Origin of the sequence: Paenibacillus sp. LPE1-1-1.1, from assembly GCF_040676435.1 — a bacterium.
Classification (GTDB): domain Bacteria; phylum Bacillota; class Bacilli; order Paenibacillales; family Paenibacillaceae; genus Pristimantibacillus.
The window spans coordinates 1,191,293-1,213,415 of the sequence record NZ_JBEGHY010000012.1 but is presented as its reverse complement, the minus strand read 5'-3'; the positions used below and the strand labels follow the sequence as shown (position 1 = coordinate 1,213,415).

Genomic DNA, 22,123 nt, shown 5'->3' with positions numbered 1-22,123 from the left:
CATCCCCTCTATATAGGTTACTAACGATTATCGCAATACTATTTTAACAGAAGGAGAAGATGATCACATGATTACCGCTTTTATCATCGGCTGTGAAATTGGTTTTTGGGTGTTTGTGCTCGCCGGCTTAGTATTCCGCTATATTTTCCGATTAAAGAAACTGGGCAAGCTTTTCCTATACAGTACGCCGCTCATTGATCTGGCATTAGTTACCGCTACGGTTTATGACCTGCGCGGAGGCGCGGAAGCAACCTACGCACACAGCCTGGCTGCCGTCTATATCGGCGTGTCCATCGCCTTCGGGCACCGGATGATTAAATGGGCCGATGAGCGGTTCGCGTACCGCTTCGCCGGCGGTCCCGAGCCTGCCGGCAAACCAAAATACGGAAAAGAGCATGCTCGCCATGAACGGAACGGATGGCTGCATCATCTTCTCGCATGGGGGATCGGTTCGCTCATTTTGTACGGCATGATTGTTATGGTTGGCAATGAGGCGCGAACGGAAGCATTGTCCGAATCGCTGCAGATTTGGCAGATCGTGCTCGGCATCGATTTTGTCATGAGCTTTAGCTATACGTTATGGCCGCGCAAGGAAAAAGCAGTATCCTGATTGCCAGGATACTGCTTTTCCTTTTCCTCGCGTGCTAGCGAAATGGATAAGGTGTCCGCTCCGGCCGCACAACGATGTTTTAAAGCGTGATAAGCTGCTCGCGTTTTGGCCCAACCGATACGCTTCCGACCTTTACGCCTATGGAAGCTTCTACGAAGCGAACATACTGCTGCGCTGCCTCGGGCAAATCCTCGAACCTGCGTATATGCGAGATGTCGCATTTCCAACCGGGAAGGCGCTCCAAGACTGGCTTTGCTTCTTGCAGCTTAGCCGTTACGGGAAACGGCTCCTTCACGATTTCCCCATCCCATTCATAGCCGACGCAAACCGGTATTTCCTCTAAGTAGCCGAGCACATCAAGATTCGTAAGCGCAGCCTCCGTAGCTCCTTGCAGCATGCAGCCGTATCGCGTAGCAACCGCATCAAACCAACCCACTCGGCGGGGCCTTCCCGTCGTTACTCCGAATTCTCCCGCGTCGCCACCCAATCGGCGCAGCTGATCCGCTGCTTCGCCGGTCAGCTCGCTAACAAAAGGACCTGCTCCCACGCAGCTGGAATACGCTTTGGTTACCGCAATAATTCGCGTAATCGCGTACGGCGGCAATCCCGCTCCGACCGGCGCAAAGCCTGCCAGCGTCGATGAAGAGGTCGAATACGGATAAATCCCATGGTCGGGGTCGCGCAATGCGCCAAGCTGTCCCTCCAGCAAAATCGGCTCACCGGAGCGGTAAGCGTCATGGAGAAGCCTGCTTGTATCGCAAACGAACGGACTCAGCTTCTCCGCTTGGCTGCGCAGCTCAGGCAGCAGCTCGCGCGCGAGAATCGGCTTACGGTTATACAGCTGCTCGAGAAGTATATTTTTCGCCGCCAATGATTGCTCGAGGCGCTGCAGCAGCCGTTCCTCATCGTATAAATCCGCTACCTGAACGCCAAGCTTTGCATATTTATCCGCATAAAACGGAGCAATTCCGCGCTTGGTCGATCCGAAGCCGTTATCGCCGAGCCGCGACTCCTCCAGCTCATCGAACAGCCGATGAATCGGAAGCACGACCTGCGCCCGTTCCGATATCCGGATGCGGGGCTCAGGAACTCCCCTGCGGAGCAGCTCCTCCCGTTCTCCCAGCAGCACGTCAATATCGAGTGCCGTGCCCGGGCCGATAACGTTCGTAATTTCCGGATAAAACACACCCGACGGCAGCATGTGAAGCGCAAATTTTCCGTAGCTGTTTATAATCGTATGGCCCGCATTGCTGCCCCCCTGGTACCGAACGACAAATGAGGACGCTGCCGCTAACGCATCCGTCATTTTGCCCTTGCCTTCATCTCCCCAGTTCGCTCCAACTATCGCGGTTACCGTCAAAGCAATCGCCTCCCGATCTTGTTTAATCCTTACAACGTTTATTATAATGATTGTAACTGTATTAGAATAATTGATATAACTAATACCATCTATTAGGTGAGGTAATGAACATGATTGTTAATATGGAGTGGTACCGCGTCTTTTACTGGACAGCCAAGACAGGCAGCCTGTCGCGTGCGGCCGAGCAGCTATATATTACTCAGCCTGCCGTTACGCATACCATTAAGCAGTTAGAGGCTAAGCTTGGCGGACAGCTGTTTTTTCGCATGGCAAAAGGAGTGAAGCTTACGGCAGAAGGCGAGGTGCTTTACCGTTACATCGAGCAAGCCTATACCTTCATGGAGTCCGGGGAGAAAATGCTTGCCGAAATGCATAATCTGCAGAGCGGCGAAATTAGCATCGGCGCCAGCGATACGTTATGCAAGCATTATTTATTGCCTTATTTGGAGCGTTTCCACTCCGAGTATCCAGCCATCCGCATCCGCGTGACCAATCGCACAACCCCTGAAACGATAGCGCTGCTTAAGGAGGGAAAAATCGATTTCGGCATCGTGCACATGCCCGCTTCCGACAGTCAGCTCGACTTTCGGGAAAGCACTAAGATACAGGATATACTCGCCTGCGGCCATGCTTATTCATCGCTCGGCAGCTCTGTATTGGATCTTGCGGATCTTCCCCGGCATCCTTTGCTGCTCTTGGAGAAAGAAGCCGGTACCCGCCGTCTCCTGGACGGATATGCCGAAGCGCATGGCGTTAAGCTGAGTCCCGAGCTAGAGCTGGGCAGCTTCGATTTGCTCGCCCAATTCGCGCGCAGCGGCTTTGGGCTGGCCTTCCTCATCCGTGAATATGTAAAAGAAGAGCTCGCCGCCGGCTCGCTGATCGAGATCCCGCTCCATCCTCCCGTCCCTGCGCGCAGCATCGGCATCGCTACGCTTCGCCGCGTTCCAAGCTCCTCGGCAGCCAAACGGTTTCTTGAACTGCTGCCTTAAGCGCTTTTTTATGTACATAGGCAGTTGCGGCTGCAGTAAGTAAAAAAAGGCTTCCTCCATCTCGCGAACAAGACGAAGGAAGCCTTCCCTAACCACAGTTACGGCTGCGGGATTCGCCGCCAGCCTCCGTATTCCGTAATATCCTCTGCCTCTGCTGCCGCATAAGCTTCGCACACGAAGCCGGAAACCTCCGTGCCGTCCAGCAGCTCGACTTTCCCGATGCCTAGCGGAGCCGGAATGAGGGTAGTAAATCGCCCGAAGGATGCCGGCGACATTTCCCACAGCTCCAGCTCGATGCTTGCGCCGCCCTGCTGCTGCTTGATCATGCCCGGTTTCGCTGGCGTCGTTGGCAGCTTAACCAGTTTGTAACGGGGCGCTGAGCATGCTTCACGGATGAAACGCGCATTCAAGCCGATCATTTGCTTCTCAAGCGGATAACCCCGCATATGCAAACCGCACACCGCTACGGTTATAAATTGCTCCGCGGGATGATCGGCGTTAGGAGCCATTTCCTGCCGCTTTCCATTCGGGGCAGCTGTCTCGGGAACGATATCCTCTGCTGAGCTTTCTGCCCGCCCCGGATCTAATTGCTCCGACGCTGCCGGTCCGCCAATAAAAGTCTGCTCCCCGCCTCTCAGAAACGAACGCGCCGCTTCGATCATCAGATGCTCGTTGTCTGCTAACGCGAACAGCGTAATGCCGAAGGGCAGCCGCTCCCCTGCAGCGTCCGAAGGTACCGCTGCTGCGCATAAATCGAGTAAATTGCAATGGTTCGTGTAACGTCCCATGTCGCTGTTCGTGCTGTAAGGCTCCTTTCTCGCCTGCTCCCGTGTCCAGGTTCCGCCGCAGGTCGGCATGACGAGCACCGCATCCTGCAGCAGCTTTCTCGCCTCAAGCTTATAAGCCTGCAGCTTATGCATGGCGTTAAACACCGATGCCGCATCATGCTCAGCAGACGCGCCTGAACGCAAAATGCGTTCGGTTACCGGGAAGGCGGCTCCCGGATTCGAATCGATGAATCCGCTCAAGTCTGCCCAGCGCTCCGCAACCCATGGACCATCGTACAAAATTGCAGCCGCATCCGAAAACAAATCGTAATCCACATACTCAATCGTTAGGTTCAATTGCTCCAGGCGGCCAATTGCCGCAAGCCAGGCGCGCTCATACTCCGCAGCGAACGGCCCGTAGAAAGCAACGGCTTGCTTGGGCAAACAAACCTTGGCCGGTAGCTTTGCTTGCAGCCGCTTCACCTCGCGCGACCACGGATCGTTCTCGTGTATGCCGCGTGTTACGCCGTCCGCAACGAGCGCCTCCTCCAAACGGTGAGCGAATACCGTCACGCAATCCAGGCTTGCGCAAGCCGGAACGACGCCTTTTACCGGCCACGAGCCAAGACTCGGCTTAAAGCCCACAAGCTCATTCAGCGCAGCGGGTACGCGGCCGGAGCCGGCCGTATCCGTGCCTAGCGCAAATACGGCATGGCCGCGGGCTACCGCGACGGCCGAGCCGGAGCTCGAGCCGCCGCTGATCAGCTCTGGCCGCAGCGCATTATGCGTCTCGCCGTAGGGACTGCGGGTACCGACAAGGCCTGTCGCGAATTGATCGAGGTTCGTTTTGCCAAGAGGAATTGCCCCTGCGGCTACCAGCCGTTCCACTACCGCTGCATGTTCCTCCGGCGTATACGCGAATGCCGGGCAGCCAGCCGTGGTCGGAATGCCGGCTACATCGATATTATCCTTTACCGCGAACGGAATACCCCAAAGCGGCGCAGCCGCCGGGTCCAGCTCAGCCAGCTTTTCCAAATAAGGCTTCATCGCTTCCATCGACGGAGGCGTGATCCAAACATTCATCCCCGCATCCGCTTCCGCGCGCCGAATAATTTCCAGCATGACCTCCTCTGGCGTCAACGATCCGCTCTTGTAGCCGATTTGAAGCCATTCCATCGTCAAATGAAGGGGAAAACCGCGCTTTGTCATACAACCGCCTCCGTTTCCTTATGCTGCAAAATACCGACAATAAGCTGCCCCGCATGGACTTGATCGCCCGGGCCCACATGCACCGAGCATACCTCGCCGTCGCAGGAGGCCTGCTGCGAGAACTCCATTTTCATGCTTTCCACAATGATGAGCGTATCGCCCTTTTTCACCCGCTCGCCGGGACTCACGAGCACTTTCCATACACTGCCCGGCATTGTGCAGCGAATCGCGGCAGCGCCTTCCTGCAGCTCCTCCTCCTGCTCCGTCCGTTCCGGTTCATGCTCCGCAACATACTCGGCAAGCCCCAGCTCCTTCCAGCTCTCGCGCTCCGCTTGGAAGGATGCCTGCTGCTTTTCTTTAAACGCCGCCGCGCTCTCTTCGATCGATCCCAAAAATTTCAAATACTCGCCAAGATCAAACGTCGTTTCCGTAATGTCCGCTTCATAACGGCCCCGCAGGAAATCCTCGCGCAGCTTCAGCAGCTCATCGGCCTCCACGGGATAAAATTGAATTTGGTCAAAAAACCGCAGCAGCCATGGCTTGCCGGGTTTAAAGCTTTCCGTGCTGCGCAGGCGGTTCCACATTTGGATCGTGCGTCCAACGAATTGGTAGCCTCCGGGACCTTCCATCCCGTACACGCACATGTAGGCGCCGCCGATGCCGACCGCATTTTCCGGCGTCCACGTGCGCGCCGGATTGTATTTCGTCGTGACCAGGCGATGACGCGGATCGACCGGCGTTGCAACCGGAGCGCCCAAGTAAACGTCGCCTAATCCAAGCACCAAATAGTTAGCTTCGTATACGATTTTTTGCACATCCCCGATGCTCTCCAGCCCATTGATACGCCTAATGAATTCAATATTGCTTGGGCACCAAGGCGCATCCGGGCGAACCGTTTGCTGGTAGCGTTCGATCGCAAGCTGCGTGGCCGGGTCATCCCAGGACAACGGCAGGCGTACGATGCGCGAGGGCACCTGAATCGTCTCCAGCGGCGGCAGCATGCTGTCCAGCTCCAAAATAATCGAGCAAGCCTCGCTAACCGTAATGTTGGAACGGTCGATATGCACCTGCAAGGAGCGGATGCCCGGCGTCAAATCCAGCACCGGAATACGTCCCGATTGCTCGATGGCTTGCATAAGCGCATGCGCTTGGAAGCGCAGCAGAAGATCCAGCTCTAATTCGCCGTATTCCACAAGCAAATTCTCATCCCCGCTGCAGCGGATTTTGATCGGAAACCTGCGGCCTTCCGCCTCGTTAACGAGAAGCGGATAATCCGGCGTCAGAGCCGTACCTTCCGCCTTCGGCTCTGCGCTCGGCAAGCCCTCGCGCGCGGATCCCCCAATCGCCTCCAGTTTACGCTCCTGCAGGTCCCGCAGCTCATCGGCTTCCTCCAGCGTCAACAGCCGGAACCGCACTTTATCGCCGGCATGGAGCTGCCCGATTTTCCAGAACTGCGCCGATGCCGTCGTAACCGGACACACGAACCCGCCGAGGCTTGGTCCATCCGGCCCAAGCAGGATCGGCATGTCTCCCGTCAAATCCAGCGTGCCGACCGCATAGGCATTATCATGTATATTCGAGGGGTGAAGTCCCGCTTCTCCGCCGTCCTCCCGCGTCCAGAGGGGAGCCGGCCCAATCAGGCGAACGCCGGTGCGCGAGCTGTTAAAATGAACCTCAAAAGCCGTCTCCGACAGCTGCTTTAAATATTCGGGTTTCAGGAATTCTCCCGTGCAATGCGGTCCGGGAATGACGCCAATCGTCCATTCCCGCGTCATTTGCGGCCGTTCGGCGGGAGCAAGCTCCGCCAAGGCAATCGGTTCAGCGCCTTGGTTTACGCCAAGCACGTCGCCCGCGCGCAGCGCACGGCCGCCGTGTCCGCCGAAGCCTCCAAGGGTGAAGGTCGCGGCGCTCCCGAGAATGCGCGGCATATCAAAGCCTCCGGCAACGAGCAAATACGTACGCAGGCCCATTTGCGCTTCCCCAAAGCTAAGCACCTGCCCGCGTTCCGCAAACGTCGGCTTGTAGGACTCTACCTTAACGCCGTCCAGCTCTGCTTGCATATCGGCGCCGGTTACGCAAAACCATGCGCCGCTGCGGAATTTATACGAGCCTCCCCGCAGCGTAAGCTCAAGGCCGGCGGCATGATCGCCGTTGCCGAGCAATTTATTGCCTATGCGGAAGGAATAAGGGTCCATCGGTCCGCATGGCGGTACGCCGACATCCCAGTGCCCTACCCGGCCCGGCCAATCCTGCACCGTCGTTTGCACGCCGCCGTCGACTACTTCAAGCGCATGCTCCGCAGGTTCAAAGCCGTTTAACAGCTGCGTATACACATGGCCGTCCGCCACATCTTGATCTCCGAGCAGCGCCTGCAAGTATTGCAGGTTCGTCGTAATGCCATACATTCTCGTTTCGGAAAGCGCCTGAATCAGCTTCCCTATGGCCTCCTCCCGGTTGGCGCCATGCACGATGATTTTGGCCAGCATCGGATCATAAAGCGTCGTCACCGTAAGGCCGTCTCTTACCCAGGACTCATTGCGGGCATTAGCCGAAAATACGGCTTGATCCAGCTGTCCCGCACTTGGCCGGAAATTTTGCAAGCAGTCCTCTGCGTAGATTCTCGCTTGGATGCTGTGTCCAACCGGCGCATTTACCAGCGATTGCAAATCAGTAAGCTCATTCGCCGCCTCCCGAACCATCCATTCGACTAGATCTACGCCCAGCACCTCCTCGGTTACGCCATGCTCCACCTGCAGCCGCGTATTCACCTCAAGGAAATAAAATTCTCCGGATTCCGGATCGTACAAATACTCGACCGTTCCCGCGCTGCGATAGCCTGCTTCCGCCGCGAGACGCTTCGATGCGTCGAACATCGCATTTCGTACCTCATCCGACAGATTTGGAGCCGGGCTCTCTTCAATCACCTTTTGGTTGCGGCGCTGAATGGAGCAATCGCGTTCGCCGAGCGTAACGACCTCGCCGAAGCCGTTTCCGAAAATTTGCACCTCGACATGACGTGCTCTCGCAATATATTTCTCCAAAAACAACCCGCCGTTTTTGAAGTTCGTTTCCGCCAAATGCTTTACGCCGTCATACGCCGAGCGCAGCGCTTCCTCATCGGCGCAAACCCGCATCCCGATGCCGCCGCCCCCTGCCGTGCTTTTCAATATAACGGGATAGCCGATCTCGCCAGCCTGCTCAAGCGCTTCCGAAAGCTCCGTAATCAACGATGTTCCCGGCAATAACGGAACGCCTGCCCGCTCGGCGAGTTCCCTCGCCGAATGCTTCAGGCCGAACATCTCCATTTGCTCCGGAGCGGGACCGATGAATACAATGCCGTGCTCGCGGCAAGCGCGGGCAAAATCCGCATTTTCGCTAAGGAACCCGTAGCCCGGATGAATCGCCTGCGCGCCTGTTTCTAGCGCCGTTTGCAAAATAAGCTCCGCATTCAAATAACTTTCTTTGGCTGGACCTTCCCCGATAAGAACAGCTTCGTCCGCTTGATCGACATGCAGGCTGTCTTGATCGGCTCCCGTATATACAGCAACCGAAGAAATCCCAAGCCTGCGCAGTGTGCGCTCTATTCGTACGGCGATAGCGCCGCGGTTTGCAATCAATACTTTCGTGAACATCGTAACCTCTCCTCGCCAAGTAACTATCATGTATTTGCATATAGAAGATTGCTGCTATTGATTCCAGACAAGCACCCGTACCGGCGTTGGATTATAGGCATTGCACGGATTGTTGAGCTGCGGGCAATTGCTGAGCAGCGCCGTCGTACGGCAAAGCGATTGAAGCTCGACATACGCGCCCGGCGAGGATACGCCGTCCGCGAATTGCAGGCCTCCGTCTGCCGTAACCGGCACGTTCATGAAAAAGTTAATATTCGGAGCCAAGTCCCGTTTGGAATAATTCCCGTTCCGCTTCGCCAGCTGCAGCATAAACGTATCCCGGCAATTGTGCATGTGAAGCTTATCATGCGAATAACGCACCGTATTGCTCTGCGCGGAGCAGGAGCCGCCTACCGTATCATGCCGACCGCAGGTATCCGCAACGATTCGCAGCATTTCCTTGCCGGATTCGGAGAGCAGCACGCTTCCTGCCGTCAAATAGATATTGCCTTGCCCGGCAATCGTCGCTACCGCGCTATAATGGTCCTCCGGATGATCGGCATCGTAAAATAACGTGTCAGCCGCTTGATTTCCTTCCAAATCAACGATTCGCAGCACTTGGCCGGGCTGCAGGTCATACATCCAGCCGTCACCTGCCGCAATCACTTCATCATATATTGCATCCTCCGCCCTGCGCGGACTTTCCACCCGATTAAAAACAGCCATATGCCATTCCTCCTGATCAATGATTGATAAGTCCTATAGACCTTGAAGCAGGTAATATTCCTGCGTGTTCTCATATGCGCGCCGGTTCTCCGGCCGATAGTTCAAGCAATAATCATCTTCCGCTGCAGCGTCAGCTTCCAAAACCTCAAAATGAACGGGAACGGACGGATATTCGCTGCCGGGATCGAGCGGGTTAGGCGTGTTCGACAGCACGAGCAGCACATCCATATCGGTTCTGATCGTTACGGCTGCCCCGGCCCGGCAATGCTCCGGACTAAAATGCATGCTGCCCTGCTCATCGCAAAACACTTTGGAAAACAGATTCACGACGGGAACAAGATCCCTCACGCCCAGACCGTTTCTCACCAGCTCGACCGCAAAATTTTCTTGCCCGCTGCGCAGCCATTCGTTCCGCAGCTCCTGGTAGGCGGTCTTGCCATACTTTGCATCCGTGGCTTCGCGGCTTGTGTATCCGCTTATCGTATCGTGCCAGCCAAGCTGGTCCTCAACGATGCTGGCCAGCGACCGTCCGTTATCGCTCATCAGCACATTCCCTTTCGTTAAATGCGAGGTATACTGCGCTTTTAGCGTGTCGGGCATATTGTAGCGTTCCGTCAGATCCTTGGCGTTATAGAGAAGCAGGGATAGATTTGCCCCCGCTTCCAATGCGGTAAACCGCAGCAATCTCCCCCGGCTGACCGTTCCCGACCACTTTCCTCCTGCTTGCATGGTTTTACTCCAAATACTGCTCATCGCTGTTTCCCCCTAGATTAATTGGTTGGTTTGAAAATAAAGAAAACCCGGGAGAGAATCTCCCAGGCTTTTGTCCTTCCGTGTACTATAGCGGGCTGCGTTATGGAATAACCGCCCTGCTATATGCCGTCTCTCGGACCAGACCTGCTGAAAGCTGACGATGGTATTGCTTAAGCCCTTCTCGTCAACTGTCTTCAACGGAACCCTAGACAGCTCTTCGTCCTCAATGGCAATCATGAGAACCTTTATTTAATTGTCCCTATCCCTAACGTTGATTAAGCCCAAGGGAAAAGCCGGCGATTTAGAAAAGCGAATATCCGGTCGCTCACGAGGCCAAGCAGTCCAATGACAATGATCCCGACAAAAATTTCGTCCGTATTCAAGAAGCGCTGCGCCTTCATAATTTGATAGCCAAGACCGCTGCTGACCGCGACAAGCTCGGCAACGACAAGATAAGTCCACGCCCATCCCAAAATGAGGCGCAGCGTATTCATCAGCTGAGGCTGAATAGCCGGAATAATAACCGTTTCAATCGCCTTCCACCTTGTCGCGCCAAGCGTAAAGGAAGCATGCAGCAGATCATGCGAAACGCGTCTTGTAATATCCGATACCATGAGCACCAGCTGGAAGAAGCAGCCGATAAAGATTAGCAGCACCTTTGCCCATTCCCCAATTCCCGCCCACACCATAATGAGCGGAATAAAGGCTACGGCCGGCATATAGCGGATAAATTCCATCGGCGGCTCCACGAAGGCTTCGCCGTATTTGAAGGTGCCAGCAAATACACCGATAGGAATCGCGATGACGCAGGCCAATAGGAAGCCTGCCGTTACCCTGAAAACGCTGATGCCGATATGTCCCCAATACTCCGGACTGCCGAGATTAAGAATAAGCTGAACCAGCACGGCATGAGGCTTTGGCAGAAAGATCGGACTGACCGTCTCCGTATAGCTGAGCAGCGACCATATCCCCAGCAGCAAAACGAAGGAAAAACCCGCCGTTACGGCAAACGGCTTGGGACCGATGTCTTTGAATAGCTGAAATTTATGCGGTTTACGTCGTATTGGCGTTGGCGTTCCCATCGCTTATCACTTCCCTGCTTTTGGATTGACAAACCGAGGGTCAAACAACTCATCTACGCTGTCGAGTTTATCGACCATGTCGAGCTTATAAAGGAAATCGGCCGTTTTAAGGCCCGTATAGCTAAGCGATGTGTAATCCTCGTGCTTCTCGAAAGCTTTGATGTTATCTTCCTTGCCGAATAACTTAATGCTGTCCAGCCCAAGCTTGAAATCCTCCGGCGTCGTCTCAGCCTTCTCGGCAAGCAGCTTGATCGCTTCCTCTTGGTTAGCCTCATACCAAGCCAGCGCATCGAACCAAGCATCTACGATTTTCTGTACGTCCCCGGGACGATTTTTCACCACCGAGTCACGGAATACGAGTAAATCAGGAATGAGTCCCGGTGTTTCCTTGGACGAATAAAGCACCTTTCCTTTGCCTTGCTTTACCGCGGTCGTTTGGAACGGCTCCCAGAGCACCGATGCATCCGTGTTCCCCGAGATAAAAGCCGGACCGGCGTCATTTACCGTCATATTGACATATTTGATATCCTTTTCATCCATCCCGTTCTCCGCTAGCGCGGTAAGCAGAAGGAAGTGATCCACGGTACCCAGCTCCGTTGCTACGGTCTTCCCCTTTAAGTCCTTGATGGACTGGATCTCAGGTTTGCTTACGATCGCGTCGCCGCCGAAGGAATTATCGTTGACAAGGACGGCCTTGAGGCCAATGCCCTTGGACAGCGGCGCGAGCGAATCGCTCAGCGTTTGGCTGTTCGCATCCACCTTGCCGGCTGCTATCGCTTGCAGTGAATCGCTGTATACAGGGAAAAATTCAAGCTTCACGTCTACGCCATGCTTCTCGAAAAATCCCTTCTCCTCCACCAAGTACCACATATACCAACCCGGCCATGGACTAAGGGCAATGGTGACCGGATCGCCTGCTGCCCCTCCCGCCGTTTCCTTTACATTTCCAGAGCATGCGGCCAACCCTAGCATTGCTACGATAAGCATTAGTACCGATGCAGCCTTAAGTGATTTTTTCATTTTCCCCACTCCTGTCGTCTTTTTTTAAAGAATTCACCGCGAAACGGGCTTTTGCATCCAAAAGACGGCGACCGCCGTTTACGTTTATTAACGCAATAGGCTAAAAAAAAATAAAAGCCCGGGAGAGTAATCTCCCAGGCTTTTATCCTTCCGTGTTATATAGATGAGCAGGCGCTGCGGCCGCCTCTTCTATACGCCGTCTCTTGGACCAGGCTTAACTACGTGATGGCGCTTGCTTGCATTGCGCCGAGCCGTCGTTAACGGAACCCTAGACTGCTTGTCGTTCTCATCGAATGTACTCGAGAACCGATATTCATTTGTCACGAAACCTTACGTTTAACCGAATTATAGTGCGGAACGTACGGATATGTCAATACACATGTTAGGTTTTATTACATATCATCAAAAAAACACAAAAAACGCCCTATTTTAAATAGGGCGCTCTGTGTCGTTATCTTTTGTTTTTGCCGGGATGGTGATGCAGACGGAGGTTCCGATTCCCCTTTTGCTCACGATCCTGACGCCGTACTCTGCTCCAAAGTGAAGCCGGATACGTCCGTCTACATTGCGAATGCCATACCCGACGTTCAAGCTTTCCACCGGGTCCGACAGCTGACGCAGGATATCGGGATGAATGCCGATGCCGTCATCTATGACTTGAAACGTGATCAGCCCGTCCGCCAGCTTTCCGACGATTCGGATATTAATGCGTTCTCCGTACCAAGCATGCTCTAACGCATTTTCTATAAAAGGCTGCAAGATCAGCTTCACGGTCGTGAACCGCAAAATATCAGGGTCTATATCAAACAAAGCCTGCATCCCGTCGCCGAATTTGGTTTTCTGAATATTAATATAAGCGCCAACCTGCTCCAGCTCGTTTTTGATCGGGATGACGGTTCTGCCTTCATTGAGCGACAGCCGGTAAAATTTGGCCAAATCGAGCACCATCCGCTGCAGCTTGTCCACTTCGCCGAATTTGGCCAGCCGGCTGATCGATGAAAGGGTGTTGTATAAGAAATGAGGATTAATTTGCGCTTGCAGCGATTCAAGCTCCGCTTCCTTTTTCTTAATATTCGTCATATACACTTCTTGGATCAATTCATCGATGTTTTGTCCCATTTCATTAAGAGCGACAGAAATGCGCGTAAACTCGTCCTTTCCTTTAAACATGATCTTCTTCTGGAAATCGCCTTCTTGGAACGCATCCAGCACGCGAACGATTTTGGAAACCTTGCGCGAATAAAACCGGGATATGAACAACCCTGCGAGTGAAAACACCACATAACAAGCCAAACAGATCAGAACTGTCCAAAGCCTGACGTCATTGGTCGCCTTCTCCATGATGTCCGACGGGACAAGCGCAAGAAGATGCCATTTGAGCTGCGGAATCTCTTCGTCAATGACCCAGTAGTCCGCAATCTTCTCCTCGCTCAACGTTTCGCCAAGCCTATAGTCTGAATCTCCGGAGGAAAACATGATTTTACGATTCTCGTCAATCGCAAAAATCTTCGTGCCCTTGCCGATTTTTTCAGAATCGACGCTCTCCAGCAAGTCCGTCAGCCTCAGGCTGATCCTTACAAAGCCAATCTCCTCCAGCCTAATCGGATCCGCCATATTAACAAGCCGCCTAAGCAAGGAAATATGCCCGAACTTACTGTCACCCTCCACCTGCTTCCATTGCAAGGTTTGCCCGTAATGCTCCTTCGGGTAATTCAGGTACCATGATTTGTCCAGAATTCTCGTGATATGGTACAAATCGAACAAAGGCCCTTCTGCGTTGAGAGGGTCGGTATTTTTATAATCATGGTAAATCTCCGGCAGCGTATCGTTGTGCAAATAAACCGCAAGGCGCATTTTGTTGTTTGCGGCTTCAATCGTCGTCTGGATTTTGGGCAGGAGCTGCTTCGTCGTCGCTTCGTAGCTGACCCAGCCTTCCTCGTAATGCCGTAAATAAGAAGCTAGATTGCTGTCAAAATAAAGCATGTCCGAGATGCGGGACATATCCTCCATTTTGTACGTAATATTATCCTTCATCTGCTCCAGCGTTCCGTGATTGATCTCGCGGGTTCTCTCTTGAATCGAGTTCGTAAAGATTACATTGGCCGCGTAGCCGACCAGCAATACCGGTATGATAATAAACAAGCTGTAGGTAAGCATCAGCTTGATGCCGAAAGGCATATACCGATGCTCCGTCTTGTGATTGGTCATGTTCGTCTATACTCCAGCGGCGTCATGCCGTACATTTCTTTAAATTGCCTGCTAAAATAAGGCAGGTGCCGGTAGCCTACGCGATCCGCGATTTCATATATTTTCATATTGGTCGTTTTGAGCAGACGGCAGGCTTCTTCCATGCGCAGCTGGATGAAATATTCGCTGAAGTTTTTGCCTGTTTCCTCTTTGAAAATCAATCCGAGATAATTCGGCGAGAGCGAAAATTGCTCTGCCAAATCGCGCAGCGTGATGTTATCCTGCGTGCGCTCTTTCATATAATCGATCATTTGCTTGATCAGCTTCCAATTTTTTTTGGACTTATTCGCCTGCAGCGTCTCCGATATTTCATAAACCCTGCGCCGAAGCCACAGATGAATGTCGTTGATGGTTTCGAACTGCATGATAATTTCATAATTATTCAATTCCATGCCGAGGAGCTGGAACACGTTCTCGTTCGTTCTTTGCAAATAATTATCAAGCTTCATCACGATATAGAGCGCATAATTCCGCAGCGTAAACTTTGATTTCAAGCTTTTGGCAATCTGGAACAAATCATCAAGCTCGTCATGAATACGAACCAGCTCATACGCTGACATCGCTACAAATAACGCTTCAAGCTTCGCGTCGAGATGCTTCACATCCTCCTTCTCCGCAGGCCTAACCTCTCCATATTCAATGACCCTGCCCTTGCCATAGAACATTTTCAGATCCAAAGCTTCTACAGCCTGCTTGTAGGAATGGGACAACTCGCTGATTGAACGGCACTGCTCCCCTACTCCTGCCGTAATCGAAAAAGCATGCTGTTCGTTTACATGGCTGATCATCCGCTCCGGCAAATTCCCGTTATCCGCTTGCTCGATAAGGATTGCGATGCGGGTTTTGCTTATTTTGCAAATTTGCCTTACGCCAAGCTCCGTACAAACCGAAACAACCTGCTGCATCTCATCCCGTTCAGGTTCGCTCTCGTCGCTTTGCTTCCATGACCGATCGTCAATTTCGATAACCGCAGCCATTCCCGGATAACGGAAACGGTTCATTTCATATTCCTGGTTCAGGATCTCAACCGTACGCACACTGCTCGTCCCTTCCAAGAGCTGCAGCAAATATTCATTCTTAACGATCGGAACCATCTGCCAATAAGCATCCTGCCTCTGCCGTTCTTGATCCAAATCCTCGCGAACCTTGAGTAAGGAATCAATCAGCTCCTGATCATCCATCGGCTTCAGCACATAATTAACAGCGTTGAGTGATAATGCCTGCTTCACATAGCTGAAATCCTGATAGCCGCTGACGAATATAATTTTAATATCCTTGGACAGCTCAAGCGCGCGTCTTGCCAGCTCCAGCCCCGTCATATTCGGCATACGGACGTCGGTAACGATAATGTCTATCTTTTCCGCGTCCAGCACTTTACAGGCGTCAAAGCCGTTCAGTACCCCCGCGACAACCTCCATACCAAGATCCTGCCAAGGGATAAAGGTACGCATTCCTTCCAAATCCAGCCTCTCGTCGTCTGCAAGCAATACTTTATACATGATGTTCTCAGCTCCAATTAGGAAAACGCGATATAGGTTAATGCCAAAAAAAAAAGATTCTACAGAAACGAAAAAACTCGGGTACACTAAAAATCTTAGTATACCCGCCGTTTTATGAAAATCTATCTATTATTCCGCTTTCATTTTTGCAAGATTCGCCTGCCATTTTTCCGTTTTGAACGCCAGCAGCTTATCGTAGCCCGCCGATTGCGCATCCTTCTCCGCTTGATCAAGAATAGCCAGCACTTCCGCGTCATCCTTTGCAAACAACGCTTTCGCTCTTACCTCAAGATAGAGATCCTCGATACGCTGGCGAATAATGCCTTCTTCGGTTTCCGGCTGCGGATCAATGTTGATGAACTCCGTAGCGTTAGATTGCGTTTTCCAAGTGATTTCACGTTGGTAGCGAGTCGACCAGTTCTGCTGCTCTACCGGCAAAGTAGCTTCGAACTTCGCTTTCGTTGAGTCGATGAATACGGTGTTACCAACCCAGTTCAAGTTCGTTGTAATGCCTTGAAGCTTTGCCATCTCTCCTGCTTCAGATGTATATTTGTCCGTGAAAATCGGTGTTTCGCCGTCCGCTTCTACGCCATCCCAGTAGATGCCTGGAGGTCCCCACATCAATGCGCTTTGGCCTTCAGGGCCTGTCAGCCAGTCATAGAAAGCGAAAATCGCTTCCGGGTTTTTCGCTTTTTTCGTAATAACTGTTACGTTCCAACCAAGCATACCATAAGTGCCAGGGAAAATTTTATCTTTGTCCAAGCCTTCTTTGTGAATCGGCCAAATCATGAAATATCCCGCTTCCGGATCGTTTTTCACGAGCTCGGCATGTGCTTGCATCGCGATTTCCGTCGGGCTTGCCGCTGCGAATACCGCTACGCGGCCGGTCATTACTTTTTCCGTAATTTGATCGATCGTTTGCGTCATGGCATCCTGCGTGATCAATTTCTCGCGGAACAGCTTCGACGTGTACTGCATCATTTCGCGGTACTGCGGATCAAGGAAGATCGAAGTCAGCTTATCGCCGTTAGGGACAGCGCGCATGCCAGGAAACTTCTGATCATTTTCTTTGAATGCCGAGTACAATACGTCAAGGCCCTGTCCGTCTTTTGCCAAATGCGGCTCATAAGGAACTACGTCCGGATACTTTTCTTTCACGAGCTTTAAGTAATTGTATAGATCATCCGTTGTTTCAAGCTTAGGTGAACCAAGCTCAGCGTAAATCTTTTTATTAACAACATAGCCGGCGTTTCCGTTAGGCTGCTTCGTGTACCAGTTAGGGAACTGATAGAGCTTGCCGTCCTCGGAACGAAGCATGTTGATGCCCTCTTCACCGAGCCATTTTTTCAAGTTAGGATATTTGTCCAGGTAGTCGTCGAAAGGTACGAGGAGGTCTGCGCTGCGCAGCTTTTCCACATCGACACGCTCCAGCCAGATCGCGTCAGGCAGGTCGCCGGTTGCGATCATTGTGTTCAGCTTCTGGGGAGCCGCTCCGCCGGAATGGATCGGTTTTACATTGACTTTCTTCGTATCTCTAATCCATGTGCTTGTAATATCCCCGCCCCAAGCAGGCATTGTGTACCAATCATAATGACCGTAAAGCGTAAAATCAAGCTGCTCCTTGCCTAGCTCATAAACCGACGCCGGTTTGTTGCTGTTATTCGCATCCGCCGTGTTGTTTGCTGTTTCTCCGTTGCCGGAATTGCCGGAATTACCGCCGTTGCCGCTGCATCCTGCCAATAAAGAAACGGCCATAAAAGCAGAGACGATAGGGACGAGCAGTTTACTTTTCGCTTTCATCTGTATAAAATCCCCTTTCAAGCTCTTTTTTATATGTTCAAAGCTTTCGCTCTAAACCGCTTTTCATACGCTGCCTGCTACTCTTTCAAGGAGCCGACCAGTACACCCTTTACGAAATACTTTTGCACGAAAGGATAAATCATAATAATGGGAATCGTGGCTACCATCATGGTCGCCATGGACAACGATTTGCTCGTCACCGTTCTCATTTTGGCTAGTTGCCCTTGTGCCGCGGAATCAAGCTGCGACATTTGGTCTGATACGATGTTCGAATTCAAAATCTGCTTTAACATCGTTTGTATAGGCAGAAGCTTTTCATTGGTGATGTAAATGCTTGGACCAAACCAGTCATTCCAATGAAAAACAGCGGTAAACAGCGATAGTGTCGCAATCACGGGTCCGGAGAGCGGAACGACGATCCGGAAGAAAATGCCCCAATTGCCGCTTCCATCGATTTTGGCCGATTCCTCGAGACCTGCGGGCAAGCCTTGGAAGAAGGTCCGGAAAATAATCATGTTCCACACGCTGACCAGCGAAGGGATAATGAATACCCAGAACGTATTCATCAGGTGAAGCTCGCGAATCAGGAGAAAGGATGGAATAAGCCCGCCGCTGAAATACATCGTGATGATACATAAAATCATGTAAAACTTGCGGCCCATCAGCTCTTTCTTCGAAATGCCGTATGCGAATATGGCCGTTACAAGAATGGATGCCGCCGTACCGACGACCGTTCTGGCAATCGAGACTAGAAATGCGCCGACCAGACGCTTGTCCTTGAATACGATGCCGTAGTTCTCAAGCGTCCAGGTGCGCGGCCAAAAGGTTACGCCGCCCTTAGCCGTATCTATGCCGGCATTAAATGAAATGACGAGCGCATTCCAGAAGGGGTAAAAGGTAAGAAAAGCTAATAACGTAAGTATGATATAGATGGTTACCGTCATGACGCGGTCTCCGAAGCTGAGCCTGATCACTGCATCCTCCGCCTTTCCGGGCTAATTGTATAGTTTACCACAAGCTGCTGCCGGCTCTGCGCGCCAGGTAGTTCGCCATCGTCAGAAGTCCGACGCTGATTACTGCTTTGAACAAGCCGACTGCAGTGGCGTAAGAGTACCTTGAGCTCTGTATTCCCACCCGATAGACGTACGTATCGATGACATCGGACACATCCCGGAGCACCGGGTTGACGGCAAGCAGGAGAATGTCCTCGAACCCTGCATTGAGCAGATTGCCGATAGCAAGAATCATGAAGATCAAAACAACCGGCATGATCGAAGGCAGGGTAATCAAGAAAATCTGTTTAAACTTGCTCGCGCCATCCATGGATGCCGCTTCGTACATGCTTGGATCAATACTTGCGATAGCCGCGAGATATACGATGGAGCCGAAGCCGATTTCTTTCCATACGCCCGTGGAGACAAGGATGGACCAGAACAATTCCGGAAGCGACAGGAAGTTGATCGGCTCCTCTATGAAATTCATTTTCTCCAGCAAAATATTAACGCTGCCATTATCGGTAGAAAGCATCGACATGATGAGTCCAGCAACGATGACCCAAGACATAAAGTGCGGCAGGTAGCTTACCGTCTGCACGAGACGCTTGAACATCATGTTTTTCACTTCATTGAGCATTAAAGCCAGTACGATCGGTGCCGGGAAGCCAATGCAAAATTTCAATAAGCTGATGACAATCGTATTTCGCATGACCTCAAAAAACTCCGGCGAGCTGAAAAACATGTCAAAATGCTTCAAGCCGACCCATTCGCTTGCCATAAAGCCTTTGAAAATACTGTAATCCTGAAAAGCCATTAATACGCCGTACATCGGTATGTAGCTGAACACGATGATGAGAAACAATGCCGGCAGCACCATCAATTGGATGTCCATTTGCTTCAAAAATTTCAGAAACGCATTTTTAGTTTTTGGTTTAGTTATGAGTTCTTCATTAACGGATAGCTGCGCCACTACTCAATCCCCCTTGCTCTTGTTGTTCTACTTGTATTCTAGCTCGATACCCAAAACACGAATAGAAGCCTGAACAACTAAAAATGATACTTTTCAATCATCGGGGTAAGCGCAATCATTAATGCTCATAAAAAAACAAGCACGGCGATTTGCCGGCCTGCTTTTATGTGGCTTCGCGCCTGCCGTAGCTGGCCGCAAAGCGTTTCATTTTTTTATAGGCCGGGGGATCGAGTTGTTTCAGCGGATGAAATTGCGGATGACTAGAATTCACCTCAAGCACCCATAGATGCCCCTTCTTATCATAGGCAAAGTCAATGCCAAGCTCATGCATCCCCGAGCGGTGCTTGCTTAAAACGTTCGAAATCTGCAAAGCGGTATCCGTAAGTTTCCGCACGCGTCCAGCCGTCTTCTTGGATGAAATCCCCTGCTCCGCGCCTAGTTTTTCCAGCGTATATATAGCCCCGCCCTGGTAATAGTTCGTTACGATTTTGTTGCGCCCGCCTACCTTTACCATAAAGCCCGTACAGACCCAGGAGCCTTTCGGCTTCCGCTGAACCATCGCCCGGATGTCATACGGCCGATCCTTCACCCGGTCCAAGGCAATCCCTTTTTGAATAATGAGCTTACCCGCGCTTTGCTTCTTTAGGCGGCGATACACATTGGATACGGAAGCGTATGTCTTGTGAATTTGGCGCTTACCTTCTATCTCATATAATTCATAGCCGGACCCGGCCTTCTTCAGCTTACTGATCCCCCTGCCTTGAAAACCGAAATCAGGCTTTACATACAGCATATCAAAGCGTTTAAGCATCATTTCCAAGTGATCTCGGCTAAACGAGACCGTTTTCGGAATATGCTTCTTCAATTTTTTCTCGGAGGATAAGTATTTGCTGACACGCAGCTTCCCTCTTAAGCTGCGGCTTGCGTATCTTTTTTTGAACATCCCGGCTCACCTCATCTTACTATATGAACGGTGGTCAGAAAGCAATTGTACTTCCGTTTATAGACGCCAAAAATAGCAGCCGGGGCAGTTTGCGGATCTGAAACAATTTTCATCCCATATGCGTTATAATTGAAATAGAGGTAAATTCTGTTTATCCCTATAGAAATATATTCGAGAGGTGTGTCGTTTTGTTTAAACTGAATCACGTATCAAAACCGGTCAAAATCACTCTTCTTATTACCCTTCTTCTTGTTTTTGCTATCAGTTCCGCGTCTGTTCTCCTTTACGGCGATCATTTCTTGCTAGGCTCCTACGAGAAGCTGAACAATGATGACGTGAAATACGTCAATAGCGCAAAAATTTTATTGAATAAGCATACGCTTGCGTATAACAGCGGCGAAGAGCCTTCTTCCTTTATTATGCCCGGGATGCCTTTTGTATTGTCTGGATTTATGCTGATCTTTGGACAAGGCGATGCCGCTGTTATCGCGTTCCGGATGCTGCAGGTAGCGCTTCAGGCCTTTTCCGTTTATTTGATTTTTGTTCTTGCGAATGCATTGTTTAACAGCAGGACTGCCCTTATCGCGAGTATCGTATCGGCTTTCTATCTGCCGGATTTTTTCTCATCGGGCGTAATATTGTCGGAGACGATTTTCCGGACGATCTTTATCCTGTTGGTTTGTTTCAGTCTCTTGGCGTTACGCAGCAATCAAACGAAGCATTATATCATCGTCGCGGTGCTGGTCGTCATGGGCTGTTATTTCAAACCGCATACCGGTCTTTTTCCCGTCGTTCTATTTCTATTATGGCTGATTAATAAAGTGTCTTTGAAAACAATCGTGAAGCATACGGTCATCATCTCCGTCACGATGGTGCTGCTGCTCTGCCCATGGTGGATCCGGAATTACATAACGTTCGACGAATTTATTCCTTTTACCAAGTCCGCCGGAAATCCGATGCTGCTCGGGGCTCTTATCAATAACGCGGCTCCAGAGAAACAATTCTTCGATGCTCACCCTGAGTATGCGGCTCCGGACAGGGCAAGCTTGTTCGCAGGCTCAGATGACGATATGGCGGACACTGCCAAAAAAATTATTAGCTACGGCTTTAAGCATCATCCCATGGAATATCTGAAGTGGTACACGGTTGATAAAATTACCGGTCTCTACCTCGGACCTTACTATTGGAAAACGGTATTTAACATTCCGCATCCGCTTGTTGTCTTAATTCATTTTATTATGATGCTTATGAGCACCGCGGGATTACTGCTTATGCTCGTCAACGCGATTGCCCGGCGCAATATCCCCTATTTGCTCGTATTGCTGACACTCGCCTATTTTACCGTCATCTATTTTCCATTCGTCGCCTTCTCCCGATACGGCTATCCGAATATTTTCCTTGTCTTCCTAGGGGGTGCATACTTAATCGAGCGCGTGATCAGCGTTCAATCGGTGAAGGAACTGGCTGTCGGGCCTTCCGCGAAGAATCTGCAGGACAAACCCGCATAATTGGGCATGACAGAGGCACCTAGCGCTATGCTAG

At 51.5% G+C, this 22,123-nt stretch carries 16 protein-coding genes and 2 riboswitches; of the genes, 3 read left to right on the top strand and 13 right to left on the bottom strand.

What is annotated here, in order from left to right:
- Positions 1 to 67 precede the first annotated feature (67 nt).
- The gene (locus MRBLPE1_RS15875; protein WP_364146821.1) at positions 68 to 610 is read left to right on the top strand and encodes a hypothetical protein; all 543 of its coding nucleotides are present in this window, start codon (positions 68 to 70) and stop codon (positions 608 to 610) included.
- A gap of 79 nt (positions 611 to 689) precedes the next feature.
- Here MRBLPE1_RS15875 and MRBLPE1_RS15870 read toward each other — a convergent pair whose 3' ends face one another.
- Positions 690 to 1,970, bottom strand: coding sequence for an adenylosuccinate synthase (locus MRBLPE1_RS15870; RefSeq protein ID WP_364146819.1), 1,281 nt, complete (start codon positions 1,968 to 1,970; stop codon positions 690 to 692).
- 110 nt (positions 1,971 to 2,080) lie between these two features.
- On the opposite strand from MRBLPE1_RS15870, the gene MRBLPE1_RS15865 reads away from it, so the two are divergent.
- Positions 2,081 to 2,959 carry a LysR family transcriptional regulator gene (locus MRBLPE1_RS15865; RefSeq protein WP_364146818.1) on the top strand — a complete coding sequence of 293 codons (879 nt, stop codon included), beginning with the start codon at positions 2,081 to 2,083 and terminating at the stop codon, positions 2,957 to 2,959.
- Between the two features lie 98 nt (positions 2,960 to 3,057).
- Here the strand turns inward: MRBLPE1_RS15865 and atzF are convergent, their stop codons facing one another.
- From atzF to MRBLPE1_RS15805, 12 genes are all read right to left on the bottom strand, one after another.
- Complete coding sequence (atzF, locus tag MRBLPE1_RS15860) at positions 3,058 to 4,935, bottom strand: allophanate hydrolase (protein WP_364146815.1); 1,878 nt, start codon at positions 4,933 to 4,935, stop codon at positions 3,058 to 3,060.
- The gene (uca, locus tag MRBLPE1_RS15855) at positions 4,932 to 8,567 is read right to left on the bottom strand and encodes an urea carboxylase (RefSeq protein ID WP_364146813.1); all 3,636 of its coding nucleotides are present in this window, start codon (positions 8,565 to 8,567) and stop codon (positions 4,932 to 4,934) included. Before uca ends, atzF begins: the two co-directional genes overlap by 4 nt.
- A gap of 54 nt (positions 8,568 to 8,621) precedes the next feature.
- On the bottom strand, positions 8,622 to 9,272 hold the full coding sequence (locus MRBLPE1_RS15850) for an urea amidolyase associated protein UAAP2 (protein WP_364146811.1): 651 nt from the start codon (positions 9,270 to 9,272) through the stop codon (positions 8,622 to 8,624).
- A 33-nt stretch (positions 9,273 to 9,305) separates the two neighbouring features.
- On the bottom strand, positions 9,306 to 10,025 hold the full coding sequence (locus MRBLPE1_RS15845; protein WP_364146809.1) for an urea amidolyase associated protein UAAP1: 720 nt from the start codon (positions 10,023 to 10,025) through the stop codon (positions 9,306 to 9,308).
- A gap of 57 nt (positions 10,026 to 10,082) precedes the next feature.
- A riboswitch (guanidine-I (ykkC/yxkD leader) is annotated at positions 10,083 to 10,245 on the bottom strand.
- A 55-nt stretch (positions 10,246 to 10,300) separates the two neighbouring features.
- Positions 10,301 to 11,107 (bottom strand): ABC transporter permease, encoded by an 807-nt coding sequence (locus tag MRBLPE1_RS15840; RefSeq protein ID WP_364146807.1) that lies wholly within the window; start codon positions 11,105 to 11,107, stop codon positions 10,301 to 10,303.
- A 6-nt stretch (positions 11,108 to 11,113) separates the two neighbouring features.
- A complete protein-coding gene (locus MRBLPE1_RS15835) occupies positions 11,114 to 12,127 on the bottom strand; it encodes an ABC transporter substrate-binding protein (protein WP_364146805.1) in 1,014 nt (337 codons plus the stop codon).
- 129 nt (positions 12,128 to 12,256) lie between these two features.
- Positions 12,257 to 12,410: riboswitch (guanidine-I (ykkC/yxkD leader) on the bottom strand.
- A 146-nt stretch (positions 12,411 to 12,556) separates the two neighbouring features.
- Positions 12,557 to 14,335, bottom strand: coding sequence for a sensor histidine kinase (locus MRBLPE1_RS15830; RefSeq protein ID WP_364146802.1), 1,779 nt, complete (start codon positions 14,333 to 14,335; stop codon positions 12,557 to 12,559).
- A complete protein-coding gene (locus MRBLPE1_RS15825) occupies positions 14,332 to 15,873 on the bottom strand; it encodes a helix-turn-helix domain-containing protein (protein ID WP_364146800.1) in 1,542 nt (513 codons plus the stop codon). Before MRBLPE1_RS15825 ends, MRBLPE1_RS15830 begins: the two co-directional genes overlap by 4 nt.
- A gap of 129 nt (positions 15,874 to 16,002) precedes the next feature.
- Positions 16,003 to 17,673 carry an extracellular solute-binding protein gene (locus MRBLPE1_RS15820; RefSeq protein ID WP_364146797.1) on the bottom strand — a complete coding sequence of 557 codons (1,671 nt, stop codon included), beginning with the start codon at positions 17,671 to 17,673 and terminating at the stop codon, positions 16,003 to 16,005.
- Between the two features lie 77 nt (positions 17,674 to 17,750).
- Positions 17,751 to 18,647: a carbohydrate ABC transporter permease gene (locus MRBLPE1_RS15815; RefSeq protein WP_364146795.1), complete on the bottom strand. Its 897-nt coding sequence runs from the start codon at positions 18,645 to 18,647 to the stop codon at positions 17,751 to 17,753.
- Positions 18,648 to 18,681: 34 nt separating this feature from the next.
- The gene (locus tag MRBLPE1_RS15810; RefSeq protein WP_364146793.1) at positions 18,682 to 19,638 is read right to left on the bottom strand and encodes an ABC transporter permease; all 957 of its coding nucleotides are present in this window, start codon (positions 19,636 to 19,638) and stop codon (positions 18,682 to 18,684) included.
- Between the two features lie 163 nt (positions 19,639 to 19,801).
- Positions 19,802 to 20,581 carry a YheC/YheD family protein gene (locus tag MRBLPE1_RS15805; RefSeq protein WP_364146791.1) on the bottom strand — a complete coding sequence of 260 codons (780 nt, stop codon included), beginning with the start codon at positions 20,579 to 20,581 and terminating at the stop codon, positions 19,802 to 19,804.
- Positions 20,582 to 20,769: 188 nt separating this feature from the next.
- On the opposite strand from MRBLPE1_RS15805, the gene MRBLPE1_RS15800 reads away from it, so the two are divergent.
- Complete coding sequence (locus MRBLPE1_RS15800; protein WP_364146789.1) at positions 20,770 to 22,089, top strand: glycosyltransferase family 39 protein; 1,320 nt, start codon at positions 20,770 to 20,772, stop codon at positions 22,087 to 22,089.
- Positions 22,090 to 22,123 lie beyond the last annotated feature (34 nt).